Annotated in this window: 24 protein-coding genes and 2 tRNA genes; 18 read left to right on the top strand and 8 right to left on the bottom strand. The window is 68.0% G+C overall.

All coding sequences use genetic code 11. The features are described 5' to 3' along the window. Positions 1–31 precede the first annotated feature (31 nt). The 6 genes from rsmG to rpmH all read right to left on the bottom strand — a co-directional run bounded on the left by rsmG (position 32) and on the right by rpmH (position 3920). Complete coding sequence (gene rsmG / locus H5411_RS02815) at positions 32–712, bottom strand: 16S rRNA (guanine(527)-N(7))-methyltransferase RsmG (protein WP_101436713.1); 681 nt, start codon at positions 710–712, stop codon at positions 32–34. A gap of 538 nt (positions 713–1250) precedes the next feature. After that, positions 1251–1790, bottom strand: a complete 540-nt coding sequence (locus tag H5411_RS02810) for a Jag family protein (RefSeq protein ID WP_101436712.1) — start codon at positions 1788–1790, stop codon at positions 1251–1253. Positions 1791–1818: 28 nt separating this feature from the next. Beyond that, complete coding sequence (gene yidC / locus H5411_RS02805) at positions 1819–2985, bottom strand: membrane protein insertase YidC (RefSeq protein ID WP_101436711.1); 1167 nt, start codon at positions 2983–2985, stop codon at positions 1819–1821. Between the two features lie 4 nt (positions 2986–2989). Further along, positions 2990–3316 carry a membrane protein insertion efficiency factor YidD gene (gene yidD / locus H5411_RS02800; protein WP_101436710.1) on the bottom strand — a complete coding sequence of 109 codons (327 nt, stop codon included), beginning with the start codon at positions 3314–3316 and terminating at the stop codon, positions 2990–2992. 6 nt (positions 3317–3322) lie between these two features. Continuing rightward, entirely contained in the window at positions 3323–3754 is a 432-nt protein-coding gene (rnpA, locus tag H5411_RS02795) for a ribonuclease P protein component (protein ID WP_101436709.1), read from the bottom strand. A 22-nt stretch (positions 3755–3776) separates the two neighbouring features. Beyond that, the gene (rpmH, locus tag H5411_RS02790) at positions 3777–3920 is read right to left on the bottom strand and encodes a 50S ribosomal protein L34 (protein ID WP_037363527.1); all 144 of its coding nucleotides are present in this window, start codon (positions 3918–3920) and stop codon (positions 3777–3779) included. 601 nt (positions 3921–4521) lie between these two features. Here rpmH and dnaA point away from each other — a divergent pair. The 18 genes from dnaA (at position 4522) to H5411_RS02700 (ending at position 22359) form a co-directional block, all read left to right on the top strand. Next, positions 4522–6201 carry a chromosomal replication initiator protein DnaA gene (gene dnaA / locus H5411_RS02785; RefSeq protein WP_101436708.1) on the top strand — a complete coding sequence of 560 codons (1680 nt, stop codon included), beginning with the start codon at positions 4522–4524 and terminating at the stop codon, positions 6199–6201. A 911-nt stretch (positions 6202–7112) separates the two neighbouring features. Continuing rightward, positions 7113–8246 carry a DNA polymerase III subunit beta gene (dnaN, locus tag H5411_RS02780; RefSeq protein WP_101436707.1) on the top strand — a complete coding sequence of 378 codons (1134 nt, stop codon included), beginning with the start codon at positions 7113–7115 and terminating at the stop codon, positions 8244–8246. 49 nt (positions 8247–8295) lie between these two features. Further along, the gene (gnd, locus tag H5411_RS02775; protein ID WP_101436706.1) at positions 8296–9186 is read left to right on the top strand and encodes a phosphogluconate dehydrogenase (NAD(+)-dependent, decarboxylating); all 891 of its coding nucleotides are present in this window, start codon (positions 8296–8298) and stop codon (positions 9184–9186) included. A 19-nt stretch (positions 9187–9205) separates the two neighbouring features. Next, positions 9206–10360: a DNA replication/repair protein RecF gene (recF, locus tag H5411_RS02770; RefSeq protein ID WP_183122848.1), complete on the top strand. Its 1155-nt coding sequence runs from the start codon at positions 9206–9208 to the stop codon at positions 10358–10360. Positions 10361–10469: 109 nt separating this feature from the next. Further along, on the top strand, positions 10470–11105 hold the full coding sequence (locus H5411_RS02765) for a DciA family protein (protein WP_183122847.1): 636 nt from the start codon (positions 10470–10472) through the stop codon (positions 11103–11105). Between the two features lie 197 nt (positions 11106–11302). After that, the gene (gyrB, locus tag H5411_RS02760) at positions 11303–13270 is read left to right on the top strand and encodes a DNA topoisomerase (ATP-hydrolyzing) subunit B (RefSeq protein ID WP_101436703.1); all 1968 of its coding nucleotides are present in this window, start codon (positions 11303–11305) and stop codon (positions 13268–13270) included. Between the two features lie 50 nt (positions 13271–13320). Continuing rightward, complete coding sequence (gyrA, locus tag H5411_RS02755; protein ID WP_101436702.1) at positions 13321–15939, top strand: DNA gyrase subunit A; 2619 nt, start codon at positions 13321–13323, stop codon at positions 15937–15939. Between the two features lie 35 nt (positions 15940–15974). Continuing rightward, positions 15975–16625, top strand: coding sequence for a DUF3566 domain-containing protein (locus H5411_RS02750; protein ID WP_101436701.1), 651 nt, complete (start codon positions 15975–15977; stop codon positions 16623–16625). A 50-nt stretch (positions 16626–16675) separates the two neighbouring features. Beyond that, a tRNA-Ile gene (locus H5411_RS02745) sits at positions 16676–16749 on the top strand. 92 nt (positions 16750–16841) lie between these two features. Further along, positions 16842–18233 carry a hypothetical protein gene (locus tag H5411_RS02740; RefSeq protein WP_101436700.1) on the top strand — a complete coding sequence of 464 codons (1392 nt, stop codon included), beginning with the start codon at positions 16842–16844 and terminating at the stop codon, positions 18231–18233. Positions 18234–18275: 42 nt separating this feature from the next. Next, the gene (locus H5411_RS02735) at positions 18276–18419 is read left to right on the top strand and encodes a hypothetical protein (RefSeq protein ID WP_158242482.1); all 144 of its coding nucleotides are present in this window, start codon (positions 18276–18278) and stop codon (positions 18417–18419) included. Between the two features lie 158 nt (positions 18420–18577). Then, entirely contained in the window at positions 18578–18748 is a 171-nt protein-coding gene (locus H5411_RS02730; RefSeq protein WP_101436699.1) for a DLW-39 family protein, read from the top strand. A gap of 30 nt (positions 18749–18778) precedes the next feature. Next, a tRNA-Ala gene (locus H5411_RS02725) sits at positions 18779–18851 on the top strand. Between the two features lie 385 nt (positions 18852–19236). Next, positions 19237–19749, top strand: a complete 513-nt coding sequence (locus H5411_RS02720; RefSeq protein ID WP_183122846.1) for a MarR family winged helix-turn-helix transcriptional regulator — start codon at positions 19237–19239, stop codon at positions 19747–19749. Between the two features lie 2 nt (positions 19750–19751). Next, positions 19752–20213, top strand: a complete 462-nt coding sequence (locus H5411_RS02715; protein WP_101436697.1) for a hypothetical protein — start codon at positions 19752–19754, stop codon at positions 20211–20213. Positions 20214–20753: 540 nt separating this feature from the next. Further along, positions 20754–21449, top strand: coding sequence for an antibiotic biosynthesis monooxygenase (locus H5411_RS02710; RefSeq protein WP_220816372.1), 696 nt, complete (start codon positions 20754–20756; stop codon positions 21447–21449). Positions 21450–21510: 61 nt separating this feature from the next. After that, entirely contained in the window at positions 21511–22110 is a 600-nt protein-coding gene (locus H5411_RS02705; protein ID WP_376772082.1) for a GntR family transcriptional regulator, read from the top strand. Between the two features lie 63 nt (positions 22111–22173). Next, positions 22174–22359, top strand: a complete 186-nt coding sequence (locus H5411_RS02700) for an ATP-binding domain-containing protein (RefSeq protein WP_376772081.1) — start codon at positions 22174–22176, stop codon at positions 22357–22359. On the opposite strand, the gene H5411_RS02695 is transcribed toward H5411_RS02700, so the two are convergent. Both H5411_RS02695 and H5411_RS47330 read right to left on the bottom strand, forming a co-directional pair. Next, positions 22341–23540: a glycosyltransferase 87 family protein gene (locus tag H5411_RS02695; RefSeq protein ID WP_183122844.1), complete on the bottom strand. Its 1200-nt coding sequence runs from the start codon at positions 23538–23540 to the stop codon at positions 22341–22343. The genes H5411_RS02700 and H5411_RS02695 overlap by 19 nt on opposite strands. 21 nt (positions 23541–23561) lie before the next feature. Next, positions 23562–24380: a helix-turn-helix domain-containing protein gene (locus tag H5411_RS47330; RefSeq protein ID WP_183122843.1), complete on the bottom strand. Its 819-nt coding sequence runs from the start codon at positions 24378–24380 to the stop codon at positions 23562–23564. Positions 24381–24469 lie beyond the last annotated feature (89 nt).

The raw sequence follows: 24469 nt of genomic DNA, 5'->3' as shown, positions 1-24469 counted from the left end.
TCACGTGGAACGGCGCGGCTGTTGTCATGCGCTAGCTCCGTCTGCCGCGTGGCCGGTTCGGCTTCGGCGGCAGGCGACGGATCAGGACCACCGTGCTGGGGACTTCGAGTACCGCCTTCCCGCATTCCGCGACCTGTGGTTCGGCACCACCGGCCTTGCGCACCGCGTCGCGGTCACGGGAGATCTCTTCGGCGGCGCTGGCGCCTTTGAGGGCAACCAGTCGACCTTCGGGACGAACCAGGGGAAGGCACCAGCCCGCGAGCCGAGCAAGAGGGGCGACCGCGCGTGCGGTGACGACGTCTGCGCCACTCAGCTGCTCGCGTACGGACCGCTCCTCGGCGCGTCCACGGACGATGGTGATCGGGAGTTCCAGCTTCTCGGCGACCTCGGCCAACCAGTCAACCCGGCGAGCCATGGGTTCCAAGAGCACGATATCGAGGTCCGGTCGAGCGATCGCCAGCGGTACTCCCGGAAGCCCCGCACCGGACCCGACGTCGACCACGCGCGCCCCGGACGGGATCTGCTCGCCGATCACCGCGGAGTTCAGGACGTGCCGTTCCCACAGTCGGTCCACCTCACGCGGTCCGATCAACCCTCGCTCGACCCCATGGGTCGCCAGCAGCTCCACGTACCCGGCGGCTTGCTCGACGCGCTCCCCGAACACCTCCACCGCCGCGGTCCGGACCGTCCCGGTGGCGCCGTCCAAGCTCACTACTTCCACTCCTCGCTCCGCGCGTTTCACGTGAAACGCGCTCGGTTGATTGTCCCTGATGCCGACGGCAAATCGAGCCGACAGACCGCAACTGTGGACAAGTCCACTCGAGTCGCCGAGCGATCCACATGTCGTTTCACGTGAAACGCAGTCACCCGGGTGAGACGGCGGGCGAGTTTCACGTGAAACGCCACGCTTGTAATTCGCGCGGTCGCGCCACCCGCCGCGCCATTCCGAACGGAGAGCGCACCGTCCGACGAACAGGGGAGGACGCCGACCGAGTACGCACCTAACAGTGGAGCGGCACGCCGTCGCCAACGGGCGCCAGATGTCGTCGCTACATCCGGAGGTCCGTAACACCGGACGACGGCGCGACCCTGTTCGGCAAAGTGCCGTGAGCGCTCATCGAGATCGCGGCAGCGAAGGAGCCGGAGCGACCTGTCGGCGACACCCGCCCCAGCGGCAGACATAAAAGAAGCGGCCCACCGGAATCACTCCGGTGGGCCGCTTCGGCTCAGTGCTTTCCGCGTCCGAGGGCTCAGTCCTCGGGGAAGATCACCACGCGGCGCTTCGGGTCCTCGCCCTCGCTCTCGCTCGTGACGCCCTTGACCGTCGCGACCGCGTCGTGGACGACCTTGCGCTCGAACGGGCTCATCGGCTGAAGCCGAACCCGCTCGCCGCTCGCCAGGACCGACTCCGCGGTGGACCGGCCGAGCTCGCGGAGCTCCTCGCGGCGGTCCGCGCGCCAGCCGGCGATGTCCAGCATCAGCCGGCTGCGCGAGCCGGTCTCCTGCTGGACCGCGAGGCGGGTCAGCTCCTGCAGCGCTTCGAGCACCGTGCCGCGGGGGCCGACCAGCTTCTCCAAGTCGTCGCCGCCGTCGATGCTGACGATCGCGCGGCCGGCTTCGACGTCCAGATCGATGTCGCCGTCGTAGTCGAGCAGGTCCAGCAGACGCTCGAGGTAGTCGCCGGCGATGTCGCCCTCTTGCACGAGAGCGTCGTCACCGCCCGCCTTCTGCTCGGCCGGTGCGCTCGTCTCTTCCTGATCGGCGTCGATCGTGTCGACCGTCTCCGACATCTTCAGTCTCCTCTCCGAACCCGAAGCGTCAGCGACGCTTCCGGCCCGACTTCCTGTTCGAGTCCTTGAGGAGTCCGGGCACCCCGGTGCCGTTCTCCTTCGATCCGTTCTGGTTCGACGTCTGCTCCGGAGCGCTCTCCGCGCTGTTCCCGGATTCGGCTGCCTTCGCTTCGGACGACGTGCCGCCGTCGGACTTCGCGTTGCCGGACTTGCCGTCGGACGCGGTCTGCGCGAAACCGTGCGCGGAACCCGCCTTGGCCACCTTGCTCTGCTGACCCTGCTGGTTCTTCTTCTGCTGCACCGGCTTCTGCCCGACCTTCGGCGCGGTCGGCTTCTGGCCCGGCTTCGGGCCGAGCGACGCGCGCTTCTCGGCGGCCTCCGCCTTGCGAGCGGCCTCTTCCTTGTCGATCTTCGTGTAGACGAGGCGCTGCTGCATGAGCGTCCAGCCGTTGTTCGCCAGCCAGTAGAAGAGCAGGCCGAGCGGGAAGAAGGCACCGAACACGAGCACACCGAGCGGGAAGATGTACATGGTGAGCTTGTTCATGATCGCGGTCTGCGGGGTGCCCGCGGCCGACGCGTTCTGCCGGGAGACCGAGTGCCGCGCGGTGAGGTGCGTGGCGATCGAGGCGATGATCATCAACGGCAGCGCGACCGGGAGGACCTCCCAGTGCCAGCCGCCGTTCGCGACGTGGCCGGCGACGGCGCCGACGCCGTTGTTGACCGCCTCGCCCATGTTGACGCCGAAGAGCTTGGCGCTGACGTACGAGTTGACGTCGTGCTGGTTGAAGAAGTAGTTCTCGGTCTTCGGACCGCCGCCGGCCGGCGGCATGGTGAACGCGCGGAGCACGTGGTTCAGGCCGATGAAGACCGGGATCTGAAGGACCATCGGAAGGCAGCTGCCGAGCGGGTTGACGCCGTGCTCGCGCTGGAGCTTCTGCATCTCCTGCGCCTGGCGCTGCCGGTCGTTCGCGTACTTCTTCTGGATCTTCTTCATTTCCGGCGCGAAGTCTTGCATCTTCTTCATCGACCGGACCTGGTTCACGAACGGCTTGAACATGATGCCGCGGACGGTGAACGTCAGGAAGATGATGCCGAGGATCCACGAGATCGCGGTCGCTTCGCCGAAGACGAACCCGAAGACCTTGTGCCAACACCACAAGATGAAGGACACGGGGTAGTAGATGAAATCGAGCACTGAGCTACTCCTCGATCGGTGTTTCAGGCGTGCGGTGCCGCCACGAGAACTTCTCGGGCACCGGGTCGCGGCCGGGCGGGGTCCAGGGACCGCAGCGAAGCAGCCGGCGCAGCGCGAGGTAGGAGCCCTTGGCCGCGCCGTGGCGGGTCAGGGCTTCGACTGCGTACGCGCTGCAGCTCGGGTAGAACCGGCAGGCCGGAGGAAGAAAGGGCGATATCGCCTTGCGGTAGAACCGCACGGGAAGGAGCAGCACCCACGCGACCGGACCCGGCCGGGGCGGCGACTCACCCTCGGGTACTTCGGTGGCGCTGTGTTCGGAGGTGGCGTCCATGGCCGTTTACACCGCTGATCCGTGGTCGGGTGCCGCGCCCTGCTGACGCGGCTGCCGGGGAGCATCGGCCCCGGCCGGGCGGCCGGACGGCAGGAGGCCGAGCCGGCGCAGTGCGGCGTCGAGATCCGCGCCGAGCTCAGCACTCGACGCGGACGCTGCCGGAGGCAATGCCCGTACCACCAACGAGCTGCCCGCGGGCAGTGTTCCGAGACGTGCGAAAACCAGGTGCCGCAACCGCCGGGTCACCCGGTGGCGCACCACCGAGTTGCCGACGGCCTTGCTCACCACAAAACCCGCCCTGGCCGCGAACGAGGCGGCCACGGACGGGTCCGTGGTCAACGCATGGACGATGAGGCGGCGCCTGCCGGCTCGGGACCCCCGGCGGAGGACGACCCGGAAGTCCTCGCTCCGCCGCAGACGTGCGCCAGCGGGCAGCACGACGCGGTTGCGCGGAGCCGGATCAGGCGGACAGCTCGGCGCGGCCCTTGCGACGGCGCGCCGCGAGGATCGCCCGGCCCGCACGGGTCCGCATGCGCAGGCGGAAACCGTGGGTCTTCGCGCGGCGACGGTTGTTCGGCTGGAAGGTGCGCTTGCCCTTGCTCACTGCTTCTCCTGTGTCTCGGCCGTCGGGCGACGGCGGATTCCCCGGCGCCCGGCGTGTCGTGCGGGTCGCACGGAAGTTCGTGCTGTCTCCTACCACCGGGTGGCCTCGTCACGACGAGCGACGACATACGTAGGCACGCGAAACGCACCCGTCGCATACGGGAGACCTTACGAGGGTACGCACCCCGGTCGGGCAAGCCGCAGGCGCCCCTCCGCCACCCTCGGCAACCGACCCGGGAGACTGCCTTCCGGCACGGCGCGGCACCGAATGGCAACACGCCGTACACCGTGAAATGCTTGCGCAGCACCACGTCTTGTGGCAACGAGCAGGGCTTGTTAGCGTGCCTCTCTCGGCCTCCGGGCAGCACTGACGCGGCCTCGCCGGCGCCGGGGGGTGTGGAGGCGCCCGGGGAGTACGCCGAGCCCGCAGGGGGCGTGGCTGCGGACGGCCGTACATTAGTGCACAGCTGTGGACAACTTTGTGGATATCGCTGTGCCGTCGCGCGGGTGAGTCCGGACCGCGTGCTCGAGGCGAGCTTCCAGGACGTTCTCGGGGGTGGGACCGAGGCGTGCGCGCCGACGAGGGGAGGGGAGTCAGACCGGTGTCGGAGCACCAGCACAATCTGGGCGTCATCTGGGAGCAGGTGGTGCGGGAGCTGTCCGACGGCACCCTCTCCCCGCAGCAGCGGGCCTGGATGCGGGTGACCCGCCCGATCGGTCTCCTCGACGGCACCGCGCTGCTCGCCGCGCCGAGCGATTTCGCGAAAGAAGCCATCGAACGCGCGCTGCGCACCTCGATCACCGAAGCGCTGTCGCGGCGGCTCGGCCGTCCGGTGTCGCTCGCGGTGAAGGTCGACAGCGCCGAACCGGTCGCGCCGGCCCCCCGCTATGCGGCGTCACCCGCCCGGGTGGAAAACGATGTCCCGCGGCCCGAGCCGGTGCCGCCGGCGAGCCCGCACACGGAGAACGGCCAGGCCGACCACGTGCGCGCGGAGCGCCCGAAGCCGATGCCGCCGCCGCGCCGTCCGCAGGTCGAGGCGGCCGGTCTTCCGCCGGCCCGCGTCGAACCGCCGCCACCGCCTCCGCAGCAGCCGGCGCCCCCGGGTCTGGACGATGTCGAGGACCCGGACGAGGAAGTCGACGAAGAGGGCGAAGCTTTGGCGACCGCCAACGAGATCTGGCCCCGGTTCGCCGGGCAGCCGATCGCGGGACAGCCCTACACCGCGCCCGCGCAGCCGCAGACGTCGAAGACGAAGCTGAACGAGAAGTACAACTTCGACACGTTCGTGATCGGCGCGTCCAACCGCTTCGCGCACGCCGCCGCGGTCGCCGTGGCCGAGGCGCCTGCCCGTGCGTACAACCCCTTGTTCATCTGGGGCGAGTCCGGGCTCGGCAAGACGCACCTGCTGCACGCCGTCGGGCACTACGCGCAACGGCTGTTCCCCGGCATGCGGGTGCGCTACGTCTCGACCGAAGAGTTCACGAACGACTTCATCAACTCGCTGCGCGACGACCGCAAGGTCGCCTTCCAGCGGCGCTACCGCGACATCGACATCCTGCTCGTGGACGACATCCAGTTCCTGGAGGGCAAGGAAGGCACCCAGGAGGAGTTCTTCCACACCTTCAACACGCTGCACAACGCGAACAAGCAGATCGTGGTCAGCTCCGACCGGCCGCCCAAGCGGCTGGAGACGCTGGAGGACCGGCTGCGGACGCGGTTCGAATGGGGCCTGATCACCGACATCCAGCCGCCTGAGCTGGAGACCCGGATCGCGATCCTCCGGAAGAAGGCGGCCCAGGACCGGCTCGCGGTGCCCGGCGAGGTGCTGGAGTTCATCGCGTCGCGGGTCGAGGCGAACATCCGCGAACTGGAGGGCGCGCTGATCCGCGTCACCGCGTTCGCGTCGCTGAACCAGCAGCCGGTGGAAGTCGGGCTCGCCGAGATCGTGCTGCGCGACCTGATCCCGGATTCGCACACGCCGGAGATCACCGCGCCGACCATCATGGGCGTCACCGCCGAGTTCTTCGACGTGACGCTCGACGAGCTGTGCGGCCCGGGCAAGACGAAGGCGCTCGCCACGGCCCGCCAGATCGCGATGTACCTCTGCCGCGAGCTGACCGAGATGTCGCTGCCGAAGATCGGCCAGACGTTCGGCGGCCGCGACCACACGACCGTCATGCACGCGGACAAGAAGATCCGCAAGGAGATGGCCGAGCGCCGGCGGATTTACGACCAGGTGCAAGAGCTGACGTCCCGGATAAAGCAGCGCGCGCGGCAATAGCCGACCGCTGCTTCTGGACACTCGCTTGTAGACAGTCCTGCTTCGACACGAAAGGGCACCACGGACTCCCCGTGGTGCCCTTTTTGTTGCCCCGACTGGCTTCTCGCCCGTACGCAGCTGAAGCGTGCGTACGGAGCGGCGTGGGAGCGAAGCACGCGTACGTATCCACAGACATCCACAGCCTGTGTACGCAGAAATTCCGAAACTTATTGATACACAAGGGGTTTTCCCCAGGGTGTGGGCACTTTGCCCACAGTGCCAACGGATCTCGGAGCTGCGACGATCCGGATTTGATCCACATCCCGCTCACACCGAATCCACAGGTTGTCCCCAGGCTTGTCCACGCGGATTCCCCAGGTTGCCCACAGGTCATCCACACCTGTGGGTCGTCACTCACCAGGGCGATCCCGGCCGCTTCGGCTGCCCCCAGAGCCTGGGTACAACTCGGCCCCAACCTGGGGACAAGCCTGGGGACAACCAAGGCCAACTGTGGATGAATCGTGGGTGGCGCGAAACCATCCACGGATCGCCCGAACCATCCACCGATCCGCCACCAGGGCTGCCCACAGGCCGCCGCGCGCCACGACCAGCGCGAACGACCGCTGTCCACACAATCCACAGCCCCTATTACTGCTACTGGTTTTTCATCTCTTCTAAGAAAGAACAGAACAAAAACAGGCGGAGGACGAAACTGAGGACAAGCCGAGATTCGTGTCGTCTTGTCGACAAAGTGAAGGGGAGGCCGAGGTGACGGCACCCCCGGCGACGGCCTAACGTGGATGTCTGCAGCTGGTCCGTTCCCGCGCGGGGCGGACCGGACCGGCGGGGACCCGGTCGCGCGGGGTGCTCACGACTGGTGCCCGGCGACCCCTTCACGAGCCGAGGGGCTCGGCTGTCGAAAGGAAGCGCGCATGAAGATCCGCGTCGAGCGCGACGGGCTCGCCGACGCCGTCGCGTGGGTGGCCAGAAGCCTCCCCTCCCGGCCTCCGGTGCCGGTGCTGGGCGGTGTTCTCCTCGACGCGGGCGCGGACGGGGAGTCCGACGCGCTCACGGTCTCCGGCTTCGACTACGAGGTCTCGGCCACGGTCGGCGTGCCCGCGACCATCGCCGACGGCGGGCGGCTGCTCGTCTCCGGCCGTCTCCTCGCCGACATCACCAAGGCGCTCCCCGCGCAGCCGGTGGAGATCTCCGTCGACGGCGCCCGCGCCACCATCACGTGCGGCAGCGCCCGGTTCAGCCTCCCGACCATGCCGGTCGAGGACTACCCGCAGCTGCCGTCCCAGCCCGCGCACGCGGGCGAGCTCACCGGGGACGTCTTCGGCCAGGCGGTCACCCAGGTCGCCACGGCGGCCGGCAAGGACGACACGCTCCCCATGCTCACCGGCATGCGGCTGGAGATCTCCGGCGACACGCTCACCCTCGTCGCCACCGACCGGTTCCGGCTCGCCATGCGCGAGTTCACCTGGAAGCCGGCCGAGGGCATGTCCGACGCCGCGGTGCTCGTCCCGGCGCGCACGCTCGCCGAGGCCGCCAAGACGCTCGGCGGCGCGGGCACGACCGTGCAGCTCGCGCTCGCTTCCGGCGACGGGCTGCTCGGCCTGTCCGGGGCCGGTCGCTACACGACCACCCGGCTGCTCGACGCCGAGTTCCCGCCGTACCGCCAGCTGCTGCCCGCCAACCACACGTCGCGTGCGGTCATCGACGTCAGCGCGCTCACCGAGTCGATCAAGCGCGTGTCGCTGGTCGCCGAGCGCGGCACCCAGGTGCGGCTCGAGTTCAGCGACGGCTCCCTGCGGCTGTCCGCGGGCGGCGACGACGAGGGCAGCGCCGAAGAGGAACTGCAGGTCGACTACGAGGGCGAGCCGGTCACCATCGCGTTCAACCCCGGCTACCTCGTCGACGGGCTCGGCGCGCTGCACAGCGACCGGGCCGAGCTGACGTTCACCACGCCCAACCGTCCGGCGCTGATCAAGCCCGCCGACGCCGAGGGCAACGTCGTCCCCGGATATCTCTACCTGCTCATGCCGGTGCGGCTGCCGGGCTGAGCACCGCGCGTCCAACCGAGGAAAACCGATCCAATCCAAAGGGGATCTCATGGTTCAGCTGGGTCTCGTCGGCCTGGGCAAGATGGGCTTCAACATGCGCGAGCGGCTGCGTGCCGCCGGGCACGAGGTGGTCGGCTACGACCGCAACCCGGACGTCAGCGACTCGACCTCGCTCGAAGACATGGTTTCGAAGCTGTCCGGCCCGAGGATCGTGTGGATCATGGTCCCGGCCGGGGAGCCGACCAGGCAGACCGTGACCGAGCTCGGGCAGCTGCTGTCCGAGGGCGATCTGGTGATCGACGGCGGGAACTCGAAGTTCACCGACGACAAGCTGAACGCCGAGCTGCTCGCTTCGCACGGCGTCGGATACCTCGACTGCGGCGTCTCCGGCGGCGTGTGGGGCAAGGACAACGGCTACGGCCTGATGGTCGGCGGCGCGGCGTCCGACGTCCAGCGCGCGATGCCGATCTTCGACGCGCTGCGTCCGGAGGGCCCGCGCGAGGAAGGCTTCTCGCACGCTGGCTCGGTCGGCGCCGGGCACTACGCGAAGATGATCCACAACGGCATCGAGTACGGCATCATGCAGGCCTACGCCGAGGGCTTCGAGCTGCTCGAAGCCGCGAAGACCGTCGACGACGTGCCCGCCGTGATCAAGGGCTGGCAGCGCGGCACCGTGGTCCGTTCCTGGCTGCTCGACCTGCTGGTGCGCGCGCTGGACGAGGACCCGGAGCTGGACGACCTCGAGGGCTACGTCGAGGACTCCGGCGAAGGCCGCTGGACGCTGGAGGAAGCTGTCAACAACGCGGTGCCCGCCCCGGTGCTGTCGGCCGCGCTGTTCGCCCGGTTCTCCTCGCGGCAGAAGGACTCCGCCGCGATGCGCGCCGTCGCCGCGCTGCGCAACCAGTTCGGCGGCCACGCTGTGAAGAAGGCCGGGAGCTAGCTCCCGCGGTTCCCCGCCCGTGTATCTGCGACATCTCCAGGTCACCGACTTCCGGTCCTGGCCGCTGGCCGACCTCGCGCTCGAACCGGGGCCGGTCGTGCTCGTCGGCCAGAACGGCCGGGGGAAGACGAACCTGCTCGAAGCGATCGGCTACGTGGCGACCCTCGGTTCGCACCGGGTCGCCACGGACGCCCCGCTCGTCCGCCACGGCTGTGAGCGCGCGCTCATCCGGGTCGCGGTCGTCAACGAGGATCGCGAGCTGACGGTCGAACTCGAGATCACGCCCGGCCGCGCCAACCGTGCCCGCGTGAACCGCGGCGCGGTCGGCAAGCCGCGTGACGTGCTCGGCATTCTGCGTACGGTGCTGTTCTCTCCGGAGGACCTCGCGCTCGTGCGCGGCGACCCGAGCGAACGCCGTCGGTTCATGGACGAACTGCTCGTGCTTCGCGCGCCTCGGTACGCAGGCGTGCGCGCGGACTACGAGAAGGTGCTTAAGCAGCGCAACGCGCTTCTCAAGACAGCGGGCAAACGCCGTACTGGCCGGGAAGACCCGTACGCACTGTCGACGCTCGACGTGTGGGACGACCATCTGTCAGTGGCTGGCGCACAGTTGCTGGCAGCACGGTTGAACCTGATCGCGGACCTCGCGCCGTACACGGCTGACGCCTATATGGGAGTCGCGCCCGACTCTCGTCCGGCGAAGATCGCGTACAAGTCTTCGCTCGGCGAAGCGCTTCCGCCCTCGTACGGAGTGCCTGGCGGAGAGCGTGCCGAGGCAAACGTACTGCGGGAGCTGTTGCTGAAGGCGTTGGCCGACACTCGGCGGCAGGAACTGGAGCGAGGCATCAGTCTCGTCGGCCCGCACCGGGACGAGTTGGAGCTGATCCTCGGCGAAGCGCCGGCGAAGGGATACGCGAGCCACGGCGAATCGTGGTCGTTCGCGCTCGCGTTGCGGCTCGGAAGTTACGAGCTTCTGCGTGCCGAAGCGGGCGAACCGGTCTTGTTGCTGGACGATGTATTCGCCGAACTCGACCGCAAGCGCCGGGCCCGGCTGGCCGAGGTCGCCGCGGGCGCCGAGCAGGTGCTCATCACCGCGGCGGTGGCCGAGGACGTGCCCGAGGAGCTCGCCGGTGCGAGGTTCACGGTGGCCGACGGGGAGGTGAACCGTGTCTGAACAGCCGCAACGACCACGCGGGGTGACCGGGGTCACGCGGGTTGCCCACCGATCTGGGGACAAACCTGTGGACAGTGTGGATAAACCCGGAGCCGCGTTATCGCCGCGCGTGACGAACCGGCCGGATGGCGGTCTTGACACCTCGAAAGCGGACGACGCTTCCCGAAATCCCGCGCGTGGCGCCACTGAGCGTGACAGTTCCACTGGGCCGAACGAGACGTCCGCTGGGGACAAACCAAGCGGCCGCGACCTCGCGCACGCCGCTCTCGAAGCGGCGAAGGCGAAAGCCCGCGAACGCGGAGCCCCGCCGAACCTCCGGCGCGGCCGGATCACCGGGGGCGGCGGGCAGAACCGGGCGCGCCGTCGCTGGTCCGGTCCGGGCGCGGATCCGCGCGACCCGCAGCCGCTCGGCAGGCTCGTGTCGCGGCTGGTCTCCGACAGCGGCTGGCAGGACACCGTCACCAACGCGCGCGTGTTCGGGCAGTGGGCCCGTCTCGTGGGCGAGGACGTCGCCGAACACGCCCAGCCGGTGGCGCTGAAAGACGGCGAGCTGACCGTCCGCGCGAGTTCCACCGCGTGGGCGACGCAGCTGCGGTTGCTGCAGGGCAAGTTGCTGGCGAAGATCGCCGCGGGCGTCGGCAACGGCGTCGTCAAGCGGATGCGGATCCAGGGTCCGACCGCTCCGAGCTGGCGAAAAGGGCCCCGGCACGTGCCCGGCCGCGGGCCGCGTGACACGTACGGCTGACGGGGGTTGCGCTTCGGCGGGTGAGTTCCCCGAGAACCGGGCCGCGCAGGTGCAGATACGAGATGACTCAACTGAGGGTGATTTCGTCCCTCTGCGACCGGCTGAGGGGTGTCCTAGCCGCATGTGAGCGCGTGCGGCCAAGTACACTGTTGTAGTAGCGGACGTCCGCTCGGGCGAGACGAGGAGAAACAACGCCGGTGACCGAGAACAAGAGCGAGTACAACGCGTCGTCCATCACCGTGCTCGAAGGCCTCGAAGCAGTTCGCAAGCGCCCCGGCATGTACATCGGTTCCACCGGTGAGCGCGGTCTCCACCACCTGGTCCAGGAGGTGGTGGACAATTCCGTGGACGAGGCGATGGCGGGGTACGCCACCAAGGTCGAGGTTACTCTCCTCGCCGACGGCGGGGTGCGAGTAGTCGACGACGGCCGCGGCATCCCGGTCGACATGCACCCCAAGGAGAAGAAGCCGACCCTCGAGGTCGTGCTGACGATCCTGCACGCGGGCGGCAAGTTCGACAGCGATTCCTACGCGGTGTCCGGCGGTCTGCACGGCGTCGGCGTGTCCGTGGTGAACGCGCTGTCGACGAAACTGCTCGCCGAGATCAAGGTGAACGGGCGCAGCTGGCGCCAGGAGTACCTCAACCAGGTCCCGGGTCCGCTCGAGGACCTCGGCCCGGCGACCGACACCGGCACCACCATCACGTTCTGGGCCGACGACAGCATCTTCGAGACCACGACCTACAACTTCGAGACCATCTCGCGCCGCCTGCAGGAGATGGCCTTCCTCAACAAGGGCCTCACCCTGTCGCTGCGGGACGAGCGCGTCGCCGACGAGGAGACCGAAGAGGACGCCGCGGGCAAGCAGGCGCGGGTCAAGGAAGTCGTCTACTGCTACCCGGGCGGGCTCGAGGACTTCGTCAAGCACATCAACGGCAGCAAGGACCCGATCCACGAGAGCGTCATCTCCTTCGACGCCAAGGGCGCGGGCCTCGAGGTCGAGGTCGCGATGCAGTGGAACACCGGGTTCACGCCGTCGGTGTACACCTTCGCCAACACGATCAACACGCACGAGGGCGGCACGCACGAAGAGGGCTTCCGCGCCGCGCTCACCCGCGTGGTCAACGCGTACGCGCGCGAGAAGAAGCTGCTCAAGGAGAAAGACGCCAACCTGACCGGCGACGACGTGCGCGAGGGTCTCGCCGCGATCGTGTCGATCAAGCTGGCCGAACCGCAGTTCGAGGGCCAGACCAAGACCAAGCTGGGCAACAGCGAGGCCAAGACGTTCGTGCAGCAGCAGTCGAACGAATGGCTCGCCGACTGGTTCGAGCGCAATCCGAGCGAAGCCAAGACGATCATCAACAAGTCGATCTCGTCGGCGCAGGCCCGGCTCGCCGCCCGCAAGGCGCGCGATCTGGTGCGGCGCAAGGGCGCGCTGGAGATCGGCGGTCTTCCCGGCAAGCTCAAGGACTGCCGTTCGAACGACCCCGGCGAATGCGAGCTCTACATCGTGGAGGGCGACTCGGCGGGCGGTTCGGCCAAGGAAGGCCGCGACTCGATGTACCAGGCGATCCTGCCGATCCGGGGCAAGATCATCAACGTCGAGAAGGCCCGCATCGACCGCGTCCTCAAGAACACCGAGGTCCAGTCGCTGATCACCGCGCTCGGCACGGGCATCCACGACGATTTCGACATCTCGAAGCTGCGGTACCACAAGATCGTGCTGATGGCCGACGCCGACGTCGACGGCCAGCACATCACCACGCTGCTGCTCACCCTGCTGTTCCGCTTCATGACGCCGCTGATCGAGCACGGCCACGTGTTCCTGTCGCGGCCGCCGCTGTACAAGATCAAGTGGCCGCGGTCGGAGCCGGAGTACGCGTACTCGGACAGGGAACGCGACGCGGTCATCCAGGCCGGCGTCGAGGCGGGCCGCCGTCTTCCGAAGGACGACGCGATCCAGCGGTACAAGGGTCTCGGCGAGATGAACGCCGAGGAGCTGTGGGAGACCACGATGGACCCGGCGAACCGGCTGCTCGGGCAGGTCACCCTCGACGACGCCGCGCAGGCCGACGAGCTGTTCTCCGTGCTGATGGGCGAGGACGTGGAAGCGCGCCGCTCGTTCATCACGCGCAACGCCAAGGACGTGCGCTTCCTGGACGTGTAGGCGTCCCCTGCTAACCCGCTTCCCCAGGACTGCTCACCAAGAAGGACCCCATGACGGAAACCTTGCCGCCGGAACACGACCGGATCGAACCGGTCGACATCCAGCAGGAGATGCAGCGCTCCTACATCGACTACGCGATGAGCGTCATCGTGTCGCGGGCGCTGCCGGACGTGCGCGACGGCCTCAAGCCGGTGGCGCGCCGGATCCTGTACTCGATGTTCGACTCCGGGTTCCGCCCGGACCGCGGGTACAACAAATGCTCCCGCGTCGTCGGCGACGTCATGGGCAACTACCACCCGCACGGCGACTCGGCGATCTACGACGCGCTCGTGCGGCTCGCCCAGCCGTGGTCGCTGCGCTATCCGCTGATCGACGGACAGGGCAACTTCGGCTCGTCGGGCAACGACCCCGCGGCCGCCATGCGGTACACGGAGTCCCGGCTCGCGCCGCTCGCGATGCAGATGCTCGCGGACATCGAAGAGGACACCGTCGATTTCCGCGACAACTACGACGGGCGCACCCAGGAGCCCGACGTGCTGCCGTCGCGGTTCCCGAACCTGCTGGTCAACGGCGGTTCCGGGATCGCGGTCGGGATGGCGACGAACATCCCGCCGCACAACCTGCGCGAGGTCTCCGAGGGCGTCGTGTGGGCGCTGGAGAACCCGGACGCGACCGACGACGAACTGCTGGCCGCGCTGCTCGTGCGGATCAAGGGCCCGGACTTCCCGACCAAGGCGATGATCCTCGGCACGTCCGGCATCGAGGACGCCTACCGCACCGGTCGCGGTTCGATCCGGATGCGCGCGGTCGTCGAGGTCGAGGAGGACGCGAAGGGCCGCACCATCCTGGTCGTGTCCGAGCTGCCCTACCAGGTCAACCCGGACAACCTGGTGGAGAACATCGCGCACCTGGTCCGCGACGGCAAGATCACCGGGATCGCCGACATCGCGGACGAGACCAACAGCCGTTCCGGCATGCGGATCGTCGTCACGCTCAAGCGCGACGCGGTGGCGAAGGTGGTGCTGAACAACCTCTACAAGCACACCCAGCTGCAGCAGAACTTCGGCGTGAACATGCTGGCGCTGGTCGACGACGTGCCGCGCACGCTGCGGCTCGACCAGATCATCCGGCACTACGTGAAGCACCAGGTCGACGTGATCGTGCGGCGCACCAAGTACCGGCTGCGCAAGGCCGAGGAACGGGCCCACATCCTGCGCGGTCTGGTCAAGGCGCTCGACATGCTGGACGAGGTGATCGCCCTGATCCGGCGGTCGCCCTCGGCCGACGAGGCCCGGCCCGGCCTGATGTCGCTGCTCGACATCGACGAGATCCAGGCCACCGCGATCCTGGACATGCAGCTGCGCCGGCTGGCCGCGCTGGAACGGCAGCGGATCATCGACACGCTGGCCGAGATCGAGCTCGAGATCGCCGACCTCAAGGACATCCTCGAGAAGCCCGAGCGGCAGCGGTCGATCATCCGCGACGAGCTGATGGAGATCGTCGACAAGTACGGCGACGACCGGCGCACCCAGATCATCCCGTTCGACGGCGACGTGTCGGTCGAGGACCTGATCGCCCAGGAAGACGTCGTCGTCACCATCACCCGCACGGGCTACGCCAAGCGGACGAAAACTGATCTGTACCGCTCGCAGAAACGCGGCGGCAAGGGCGTGCAGGGCGCGACGCTGAAGCAGGACGACATCGTCCAGCACTTCTTCGTGTGCTCCACGCACGACTGGATCCTGTTCTTCACGAACAAGGGCCGGGTGTACCGGGCGAAGGCCTACGACCTGCCCGAGGCCAACCGCAACGCGCGCGGCCAGCACGTGGCGAACCTGCTCGCGTTCCAGCCGGACGAGCAGATCGCCCAGGTCATCGAGATCCCGAACTACGAGGTCGCGCCGTATCTGGTGCTCGCCACGCAGCGCGGCCTGGTGAAGAAGACGAAGCTCACCGACTTCGACTCCAACCGGGCGGGCGGGCTGATCGCGATCAACCTGCGCGAGGGTGACGAGCTGGTCGGCGCGGTGCTCGCCGCGGCCGAGGACGACCTGCTGCTGGTGTCCGCGGGCGGCCAGTCGATCCGCTTCCACGCGACCGACGAGGCGCTGCGCCCGATGGGCCGCCCGACCTCGGGCGTGCTGGGCATGCGGTTCAACGAGGGTGACGAGCTGCTCGGCATCAGCGTGGTCAAACCGGACAAATTTCTGCTGGTCGCCACGGACGCCGCGTATGCGAAGCGGACGCCGATCGAGGACTATCCGGTACAGGGCCGCGGCGGCAAGGGCGTGCTCACCATTCAGCACGACAGCAAACGTGGCAGGCTGGTGGGGGCACTCATCGTCGACGAGGACGACGAGCTGTTCGCCATCACGTCCAGCGGCGGGGTCATCCGCACGCCGGCGCGGGACGTGCGCAAGGCGGGCAGGCAGACCAAGGGCGTTCGGCTGATGAACCTGGGTGACGGAACCACTCTTCTCGCGGTCGCACGCAACGCGGACGAGGGGTCGGACGTCGCCAATGGTGGCGAGGACTCCGCCGAGGAAGCTCCCGAGGCTTCCGAAGCAGTGGAAGCTTCGGAGGTTTCGGCCGAGACGGTTTCGGAGGAAGCGGCCGAGGCTACGCCAGAGGAGCCCACAGCAGAAGACGGCACGGCGCCGGAGCAGTGATCGGCGCCCCACGCACGGGTAAGGACTGACTCAACGTGGCACCATCCGACAAGGCCGACGACGCGTCGGCCAACCCGCCCTGGCAGCGCACCGCCAAGGACGGCGGCGGCGACTCCGAGGCCATGGCCACGGCGCGGATCGCGACCGAGGACGTGCCCACCGCGGCTGGCGAACCGGCCGCGGCCGAGAACGACTACCCGGTGACCGGCACGGCGGCGCCCCGCATCTTCGGAGGCGAGGCACCGCCGCCGGCTGCCGACGTGCCGGCCGCGGGCCGCACCCGGCCGACGCCGAGCGCACTGCGCCGTCCCGGCCGGGGCCCGCGACGGGCGAGCCTGCAGATCAAGCGGTTCGACCCGTGGTCGGTGCTGAAGCTGGCACTGGTGCTCGGCGTCGCGATGTTCTTCGTGTGGCTGGTCGCGGTCGGCGTGCTCTACACGGTGCTCGACGGCATGGGCGTGTGGGACAAGCTGAACGGCACGTACTCGTCCCTGGTCGGCGGCGAGGGCGCGAACGCGTCCCCGGAACCGCTGATCAGCGCCGGGCGCGTGTTCGGCATCGCGGCCATCCTCGGAGCGATCAACATCGTGCTGGTGTCCGCGCTGGCCACGGTGAGCGCGTTCATCTACAACGTGTCGGCGGATCTCGCGGGAGGCCTGGAGGTCACGCTGTCGGAGCGAGAGTAACCCGGTTGCGAGAGCGGATGAGGGGTCCGGTAGAGTTCTCCTCGTTCGACGGGCCCATAGCTCAGGCGGTTAGAGCGCTTCGCTGATAACGAAGAGGTCGGAGGTTCAAGTCCTCCTGGGCCCACATTCCCCGGAAGGCCGGTTCGCAGACCCTGCGGACCGGCCTTCCGGTATTTCGGGTGACTGCCGGGTGGTGTTCTCGCCAGAATCATCCGCGTGCAGACTCCAGGGCAGATCCGTGAGCAGCTGAGCCGCGGCGCGGCCAACCGGCGTTTTCAGTCTGGCTTGGCCGAGATCGAAGCCTGGCTCGCCGCGGCGAGCGCGCGCGAGATGCTGCGGATCGACTACTACGCCCGCCAGGCGCGTTATCCGGTGCCGGTGCTGGGACGGGCGAAGGAATGGAAGCTGAAGAACGCTACGCCGGTTGTCGCGGCGTTGGCTTCGATGCACCCGGACGGCCGTCTCCGGGAGCAGGCGGTTCGCGTGTTGTGCGCTTCGGCAGGTGCGGTGAGCGATCGGGCGTTGGCGGTCCGGGTTACCGACCATGTCGAGGTGGTCCGCGAACTCGCCGAAGGAGAGGTGCTGCGGCGTACGACATTGGCGCAGGCTGAGCAGATCGTGCCGTTGTTGCAGCGGATTTCGCGGCGCGGGCGCGGTTCGGGTGTTCTTGCGCGCTACCTGCGTGCGGTGGTCGCCGCGCAGGACGAGGCGTCGGTGTGGGAGACCTTGCGAAGTTCTGGTGACTTCGACTTACGGCGGACCGCGTTCCGGCGCAGTTTCGAATCCGGACTGCTCGGCTTGCCGGACGCGGTCCGGTTGCTGCCTCGGGAACGGGACCAGGTCGTACGGCGGCTGTTGATCGGGGTCATCGCTGATTCGGCGACGCCGGACGTCATCGCGGAGCAGTTGCTTCGAGGGCGGTCCGCGGAGAGCCGGGTGCTGGGATTGGTGAAGCTGACCGCGGCACAGCTCGATCCCGTTGAGGTGGAACAACTTCTGCTCGACCGGTCGGTGCTCGTGCGGCTGTGGGCACGGCTGCGCTGGCAAGAAATGGGACGGGATCCGGTGGAGGTTTATGCCGCGGTCGCACGTTCTTCTGCCACGCTGATGGTGCGGGCTCGGGCGTACGCCGGGCTTACGGAGAGCGGGACCGAGATTGACCGTGCGGAGATCGTCGAGCTTGCGCAGAGTTCGGATTTGGCCTTGAAAAAGACTGGATTGTCATTGCTCCGCGGCAAGGCTGTTGCTGAGGAAGTTCCTTGGCTGCTCACGGAAATGACCGGCGAGCACTCCCGGGTGGCCCGCTTGGCGGGCGAGGTGCTCAGCAGCAGTCCGCAGCTGTGGTCGGTAGAGGATTTGGCTGTGCTGAAGGATTCCGCGGACCCGGCGCTTCAGCTTCGGGGATGGTGGCTGCACCGTAGCCTCGGCGGATGGGAGGCGGTTATCGCCGACCTCGAGTCCGGGGTCCTTCGGGGCCGGCTGGTGCTGCCGATGTATTTCCAGCCGACTGCCGCGCAGCAGCAACGGATCTCGGATCTGCTCGACACGCTTTCCCTTGGCCGGAACCAGGTTTCGGAGATCATGTTCGCTGCCGGGCTCGCGAGGTGATCAGCGGGTCTGCCGTTACAGGTCGCGCAGCAGGGTTTTGGCATGGGTGACCGCGGAGCCGTTGCCGCTGTCCAGAAATGGGTCGGTGTGGCGGTTCGCGGGGCGGGTGCGGGCGAAGCCGAACTGGTCGAGCGGCGGCCCAAGACGAGTCAGCCCTGCCGGGAAGAGAAGGACCGGCAGGGCTGAGTGTTGCGCGGCCGCTCGGGGCCGTTTGATTCAACGGACCGCTCGCTCCGGATATTCCCGGTGTTCCACGTGGAACGAGAGACGGAACCGCTGGACGGGACGTGCGGCGGGTCCGGTAGCATCGTGGGGTAGCGCAAGCACTGAGAAGGGGGCTTCAGGTGAAGAAGCTGTTGGCACTCGCGGTCGTCGCGGGCGGCGTCCTGTTCGTCGTCAAGCGGAACAAGGCGGCCAAGGCCGAGGCTGACCTGTGGCGCGAAGCCACCACGCCTGCCGCCCCGTCGGCGAACGGCAGCACGCCGGCCAAGGCCGCGGACGCGTCGCGCAACTGACGTAATGCTTCGCGGACCTCGGTCCGCACCGGGCCTGTAGCTCAATTGGTAGAGCACCGCCTTTGCAAGGCGGGGGTCAGGGGTTCGATTCCCCTCAGGTCCACCCAGCAGGGGACGTGACAAAGGCCAGGTCAGCGGCTTATTGCCGGACCTGGCCTTCGTCGTTTCAGGCGGCCGTGTTCCCTCCCGTGCCCTTCCGCTTGGAAACGGGCCCATGTGCGGACCGGCCAGCGGGCCTACGCGATGTTGCCGCTCATCCCGGCCGCGAGCTCGCCTGCCGAAGGGTGCCGTGAGGGCCTGAGTATCGGGCCTGCCACCGGCCGGAGCGGAGCTGGCAGATACGGCCCTAGTCGCGGTATTTCTTTGCCCTCAGGCAGCCCTCCCCAGAGTCGATCCACTGTGGACGGTGTTCGCGCGGATGTAGTGGGCGAAAGGGGGTCACCGGTCGGGTGTGGCGACACGGAGACCCAATCTGCTAGCTTCGTTTCATGTCGCAACGAAATGACCGGCTGGAACTGGCCCGTTCGGTCATGGAACTCATCGACCAGGGACACCGCGGGATTTCCCGACGCCTGGACCTGACCCGGGTGCGGGTGTTGGGGACCATCGCCGCGCTCGGGCCGGTCCGCCCGAGGACGATCGCCGCCGAACTGGGTCTCACCGCGTCCGCGACCAGCCGGCACCTCGCCGCCCTGGAGCGCGCGGGGCACCTCGCGGTGGAACCTGATCCGGAGGACTCCCGGACGTTCCTCGCGCGGCTGACCGAAGAGGGTCATGCGGAGATCGACACCACGATCCAGGCTGGAGCGGCCGTGTTCGCTGACGTCATCTCCGACTGGCCGGACGAGGACGTGTCCACCGCGCTGACTCTGATCACCCGGCTCAACCAGGCCTGGAAACAACACGGCGACACATCCGGGGCCAAGTCCCGGACCGGCACCAGGCCCCGGTGGCTCCGAGCGCGAGGTCAAGTGAAACCCGGGGAAGCGGCGGAGGACTAGACATGCGACAACCTGTACAGGTCACGGCATCGCGGACCCCGACGCCCGTTCAGACGGCGCGGATACTGCTGACCGCCGTAGCGATCAGCCACCTGGTCGTGCCCTTGGTGATGGAGCTCAACCGCAGCACCTTGCGCGACCAGATCGCAGCTCAGCATCCCGAGTTCGGCGCGGCCGAGGTCGGCCGGTCAACCACCATCGCCGTGACTTCCGGAGCCGCCTTCCACGGCATCCTCCTGGTGCTTTGCGCACTCCTGGTATGGAAGCTGGCCACCGGGCGGCCGTGGACCCGTCGTCTCACCACGGTGTCCCAGCTGCTGTCCGTGGTGTTCAGCGTGGTGTCCTGGTCTTCCTCGCCGATGTTCCACACAACGATCCCGATCATCAGCGCCGCGCAGATCCTCACCGTCGTCCTGCTCTGGTTTCCTCCGACCGCCCGGGAGTTCTTCGCCAACCGCTCCTGAACAGCGGGGATCGTGCGTTCAGGGTCCTACGGGAGCTGCTTCAACCGGTCGATGATCTTCAGGACGACATCGAGCGCGGGCGGCTGGTAGTCCTCGCTGCGGAAAGCCGACATGGTGACCAGGTGGCGGCCCACCTTGAAGGACAGATCCGCGTGGCCGGGGTCATCGGAACCCAGCAGACGTCGCCGTCGCCCACCTTTTGTTGGAGGTGGCTTCCCTGGGCTGACCGCCTGGGCGGGCGACGCGCGGGTGGCAGGTCGCGTGGTTGGCGTAGATCGCGCCGTCCAGGCTGTCGTACGTCTCGACGCGGACCGTCAATCCGTCCAGTTTGCTTATGTCACCGGTGTTCGCGCGTTCGGCATGTTCCAGGGCGGCCCGAACCGGAAGTTGGACAGCCCGCCTGGTCGGGTCCGGCCGCCAGCAGCGCTGCCGGCGCGAAACAGCGCACAATCCTTGCCTGGTTGGAAACCATCAAGACCCCTGCCCTCGTGACAGTCAGAGTAGCGAGGGTCACGGCTGCTGGCTTGACTTCAACTTCCCTTGAAGTTCCATCCTTCGAGAGTCAGCACTGATTTCGAAGGGATATTCATGACTGTCAACCAGGTTGTGCGACCTGACTTCGCTCGCACGGACGTCGATGTTGAGCTAGTCGCCGAGACGACCGTCGGCGCGGCGGAGGTGCTTGCCCGGCTGGAGAAAGAGCCGTGGCCCACGGGGCTGATGTCGTTCAACGCATTGGCGAGTACCGACGGAGAGACGTCGCTGGTCTACACCCAATGGGCGGAGGGAGCGGCTGATCCCGGGCTTGTGCGCCGGGTTTCCGGGAGTGATCCGGTGGAATACCGGTTGTACCGCAGCGGAAACCGGGATAACTCGGCGATTCCGGGATGCATTGTCGTGGTGAGCGTCGAGTTCGACGGTGCGGATCCGCAGCGGCAGCGGCGCTGGGTGGACACCGTGTTCGATGCGTTGGCGAGCGAGAAAAAGCCCGCGCCGGGCGGGATATCCGGGCATTTCCATGTCAGCACCGACGGGACTCGCGTGCTCAACTATGCGGAGTGGACGGACGAACAGTCCCATCGCGACGCGCTGGCGCGGTCCGGACGAGGCACGGTCGGAGTGTCTGACGAATGGCGGAAGGTGCAGGAATTTCCGGGAGTTCGAGGCAGCGGGTTCCGACGGTATCGGATGGTGCGCGGCCTTTCGCTTGGCTTGTCCGCAAAGGAATCGGCGTAATTCCTCAGTTGGCTGGAGGAATCGCAACCGGTGCTGTAGTTCGATAAGCGTCTGTCGGGGCGTGGCCCTTTCACGGAGTGGACATCGAGGCGAAGATGGGTGCATGGTCGATTTCGTCGAGCCCGCGAGCAACATCCAGCGCAGCTCCCAAGCCAGACTGTCGCGCGCAGCCCGAGCGGAGAACCGGGCGGCGTTTCTCGCGGACGCCGGAGCCAACGGATTCGTTCCCTCCGCTTCCGTGGAAGTGCGGTTCGAGCAGGCAGATGCCGGTGTGGCGCAGCATCTCGCAATTGCCGAAGGTGCCGAAGTCACGGTGCGGGAGCGGGTTCTGCGAGCGGACGGGCAGGCGGTTCAGCTTTCGGTGTCACGCCTCTCGCGCGAGCTGACGCGCGGCACGGCGATCGAGGACGTCGAAACTGGCCCTGGCGGAACCTACGCGAGGCTCGAAGAGGCTGGTCATCGGCTTGGATCGTTCGTTGAGCACGTCGGCGCGCGGCTGCCGACCCCGGCGGAGGCGGCACTTCTGCACCTCTCCGAAGGAACGCCGGTCCTGACGGTGACCCGGGTCGCCCACGGTGAGGACGGTTCCCCGCTGGAAATCAACGACATGGTCCTTGCCGCTGACCGGTATCAGCTGTCTTATGCATGGCCGGCGGACTGAGTCACAGCACCGAAGACAGCCCATCCCGCAACATCCGATAAGCCGCCTCCGCTCGCGCCACCGGTGAGTTTGGCGAAGGGACTGGAGTACGACGCAGTCCTGGTGGTCGAACCGGCGCGCATCGTGGCGGCGGAAGAGCGTGGGCTGCAACGGTTGTACGTCGCGCTCACCCGAGCGGTCAGCACGCTGCACCTCCTGCATGCGGATCCGTTGCCGGAGCCGTTGCAGGCTCAGACCGCGGCGGTTTGACGGCGCGTCGAGTAGAACTGCCAGCCCAGAAAGCCCAGCGCCAGCAGCAAATAACTGTTGCCGACCACGTGCTCGACCGGGCCCCAGGACAGCTCCAGGTACCCGTTCTTCGGCAGCCACGAATGCGGTGCGATCACGAAAATCGCCGCTACGGCGGCCAATCCGGCGACGGCGAGCCGGGTGTGTGCGCGACCGGCGAACAGCACGATCGCGGGCACGATCCACACCCAGTGGTGCGACCACGAAATCGGCGAACACACCAGGATCGCCGCCGCGTTGAGCAGGAACGCCATCGGCGGGTCGGCGCGCAGCATCGCGGGAATGGTCAGCGCGAGCGCGGCCAGGGTCAGTACTGCGACCAGGATCAGCGTCGGGGTGTCCGGAAGCCCGAACCGGTGCACCGCACCCTGAATGGTCTGGTTGGTCGCGAAAATCGATCCGCTCATGCCGGACGCGCCGGTCAATCCGCCGCCGAACCAGTACTTCGTCGACGCTTCCGGCGCGACCACGAATCCGGCCACGCCGGCGAGCAGGAAGGTGACCACCGTGGTCACGGCCGCGCGGAAGTCCTTTTTCAGCAAGAAGAACAGCAGGAATCCGGCCGGGGTGATCTTCATGGCGGCGGCGAGACCCAGCAGGACGCCGCGGGGCAGCCGGGTGCGCGGGCCGAGGCAGTCGAGCACCACGAGCGCCATCAGCAGCAGGTTGATTTGCCCGAACCACAACGTTTCGCGGACCGGTTCGAAGGCCAGCGAGCCAGCACCGATCAGCAGAGCGGCCAGCAACGCGGTGCGCCGTTCGGTGCGCGGCCGGACCACGACGTAGACGGTTCCGCAGAGGCACGCGAGCGAGACGGCGAGCATCACCATCGCGCCCAGCGGCAGCGGCATCGCGGCGAACACCAGGAACACGACGGCCGCGAACGGCGGGTAGATGAACGGGAGGATCAGTCCGGTGCGGGTTGGCGGGAGCGGGCCGTAGACATCGTCGCCCTGCGCCAGCGCCCGCGCGCCGGAGCGGTAGATCTCCAGGTCGAGCGGCCACATCGTGCAGACGAGCCAGAGAATCGTCGCTGCCACCACGACCGCGGCGAGGACCAGTGCGAACACCGTCCGCCGCCGGGTGGCGGCGTCGTCTAGCCACCGGCGCAGCGCGACAGCAGGGGGCCGGATGGAAGTCACTCCGCGATCATGCCGGTGCGATCACCCGTTCGCGCAGCGGGGGCGAGACCAGGCAACCTCGTCGACCGCCAGCCACTGTGCGTCCGCAGCGGCCGCGGGGGTGACCCCGGTGAAGGCTTTGACCTCGTGGTGCAGGTGCGACTGGTCGACATATCCGCTCTCCGCCGCCACCGTAGCCGGGCTTTCGCCCGCGGCGAGCCGATGCACCGCGTGATCGAACCGGACCAGTTGCGCGGCACGTTTCGGACTGAGCCCGAGCTGCCCCCGGAACCGGGACCACAGCCGTTTCCGGCTCCATCCGGTCTCGTCGGCCAGCTGCTCGACCCGCACCTGACCACGCCGCGCGTCCATCCGCTGCCAGGCGAAGGCGACCTCCGGATCCACCAGACGGCCGGCTTCGTACCGTTTGCCTAACGCGGCTTCTACCAGGGCAAACCGGTCGTTCCAGGAATTGAGCTCACGCAGCTGGCCGGGCAGTTCAGTAGGCCAGACGTCCTCGAGGGACACGACCTCGCCGCTCAGCTCCGTCCCGAGCACCGCGTGCGCGACCTCGGGCGACAGCCGGATCTGCACACATTCGATGTCCTGTCCGCGCACGCGCATCCCTCGCGGCGCGAGCCCGGCGACGATGCTGCCGCGAATCACGTCGTTGACGAGCAGCCTCTCGCGCAGGTTGAGGAACAGCGTGACCGCCGGGTACGGGACCACCGTCAGGTCGACCAGGTCGACGGTGTCGCCGACGAACCCGGCCATCCGCACGCCCGGCAGCCTGCTCGGCCGGGATGGCACGGCGATGCCCCACACCGCTGCCCCGTCGCGAGCCCACTCGGCTGGTCGCATGCCGCCAGCGTAGCCAAAATCGGCGGCGCGACATTTCTCCAAGACCGGCGGCCCCTGCCCTGACCAGGATGAACGAGTATCGGAAAGGG

Source organism: Amycolatopsis echigonensis, assembly GCF_014174495.1.
Lineage (GTDB): Bacteria > Actinomycetota > Actinomycetes > Mycobacteriales > Pseudonocardiaceae > Amycolatopsis > Amycolatopsis echigonensis.
The sequence above is the reverse complement of the archived record's forward strand: the minus strand, read 5'-3'. Positions and strand labels throughout refer to the sequence as shown.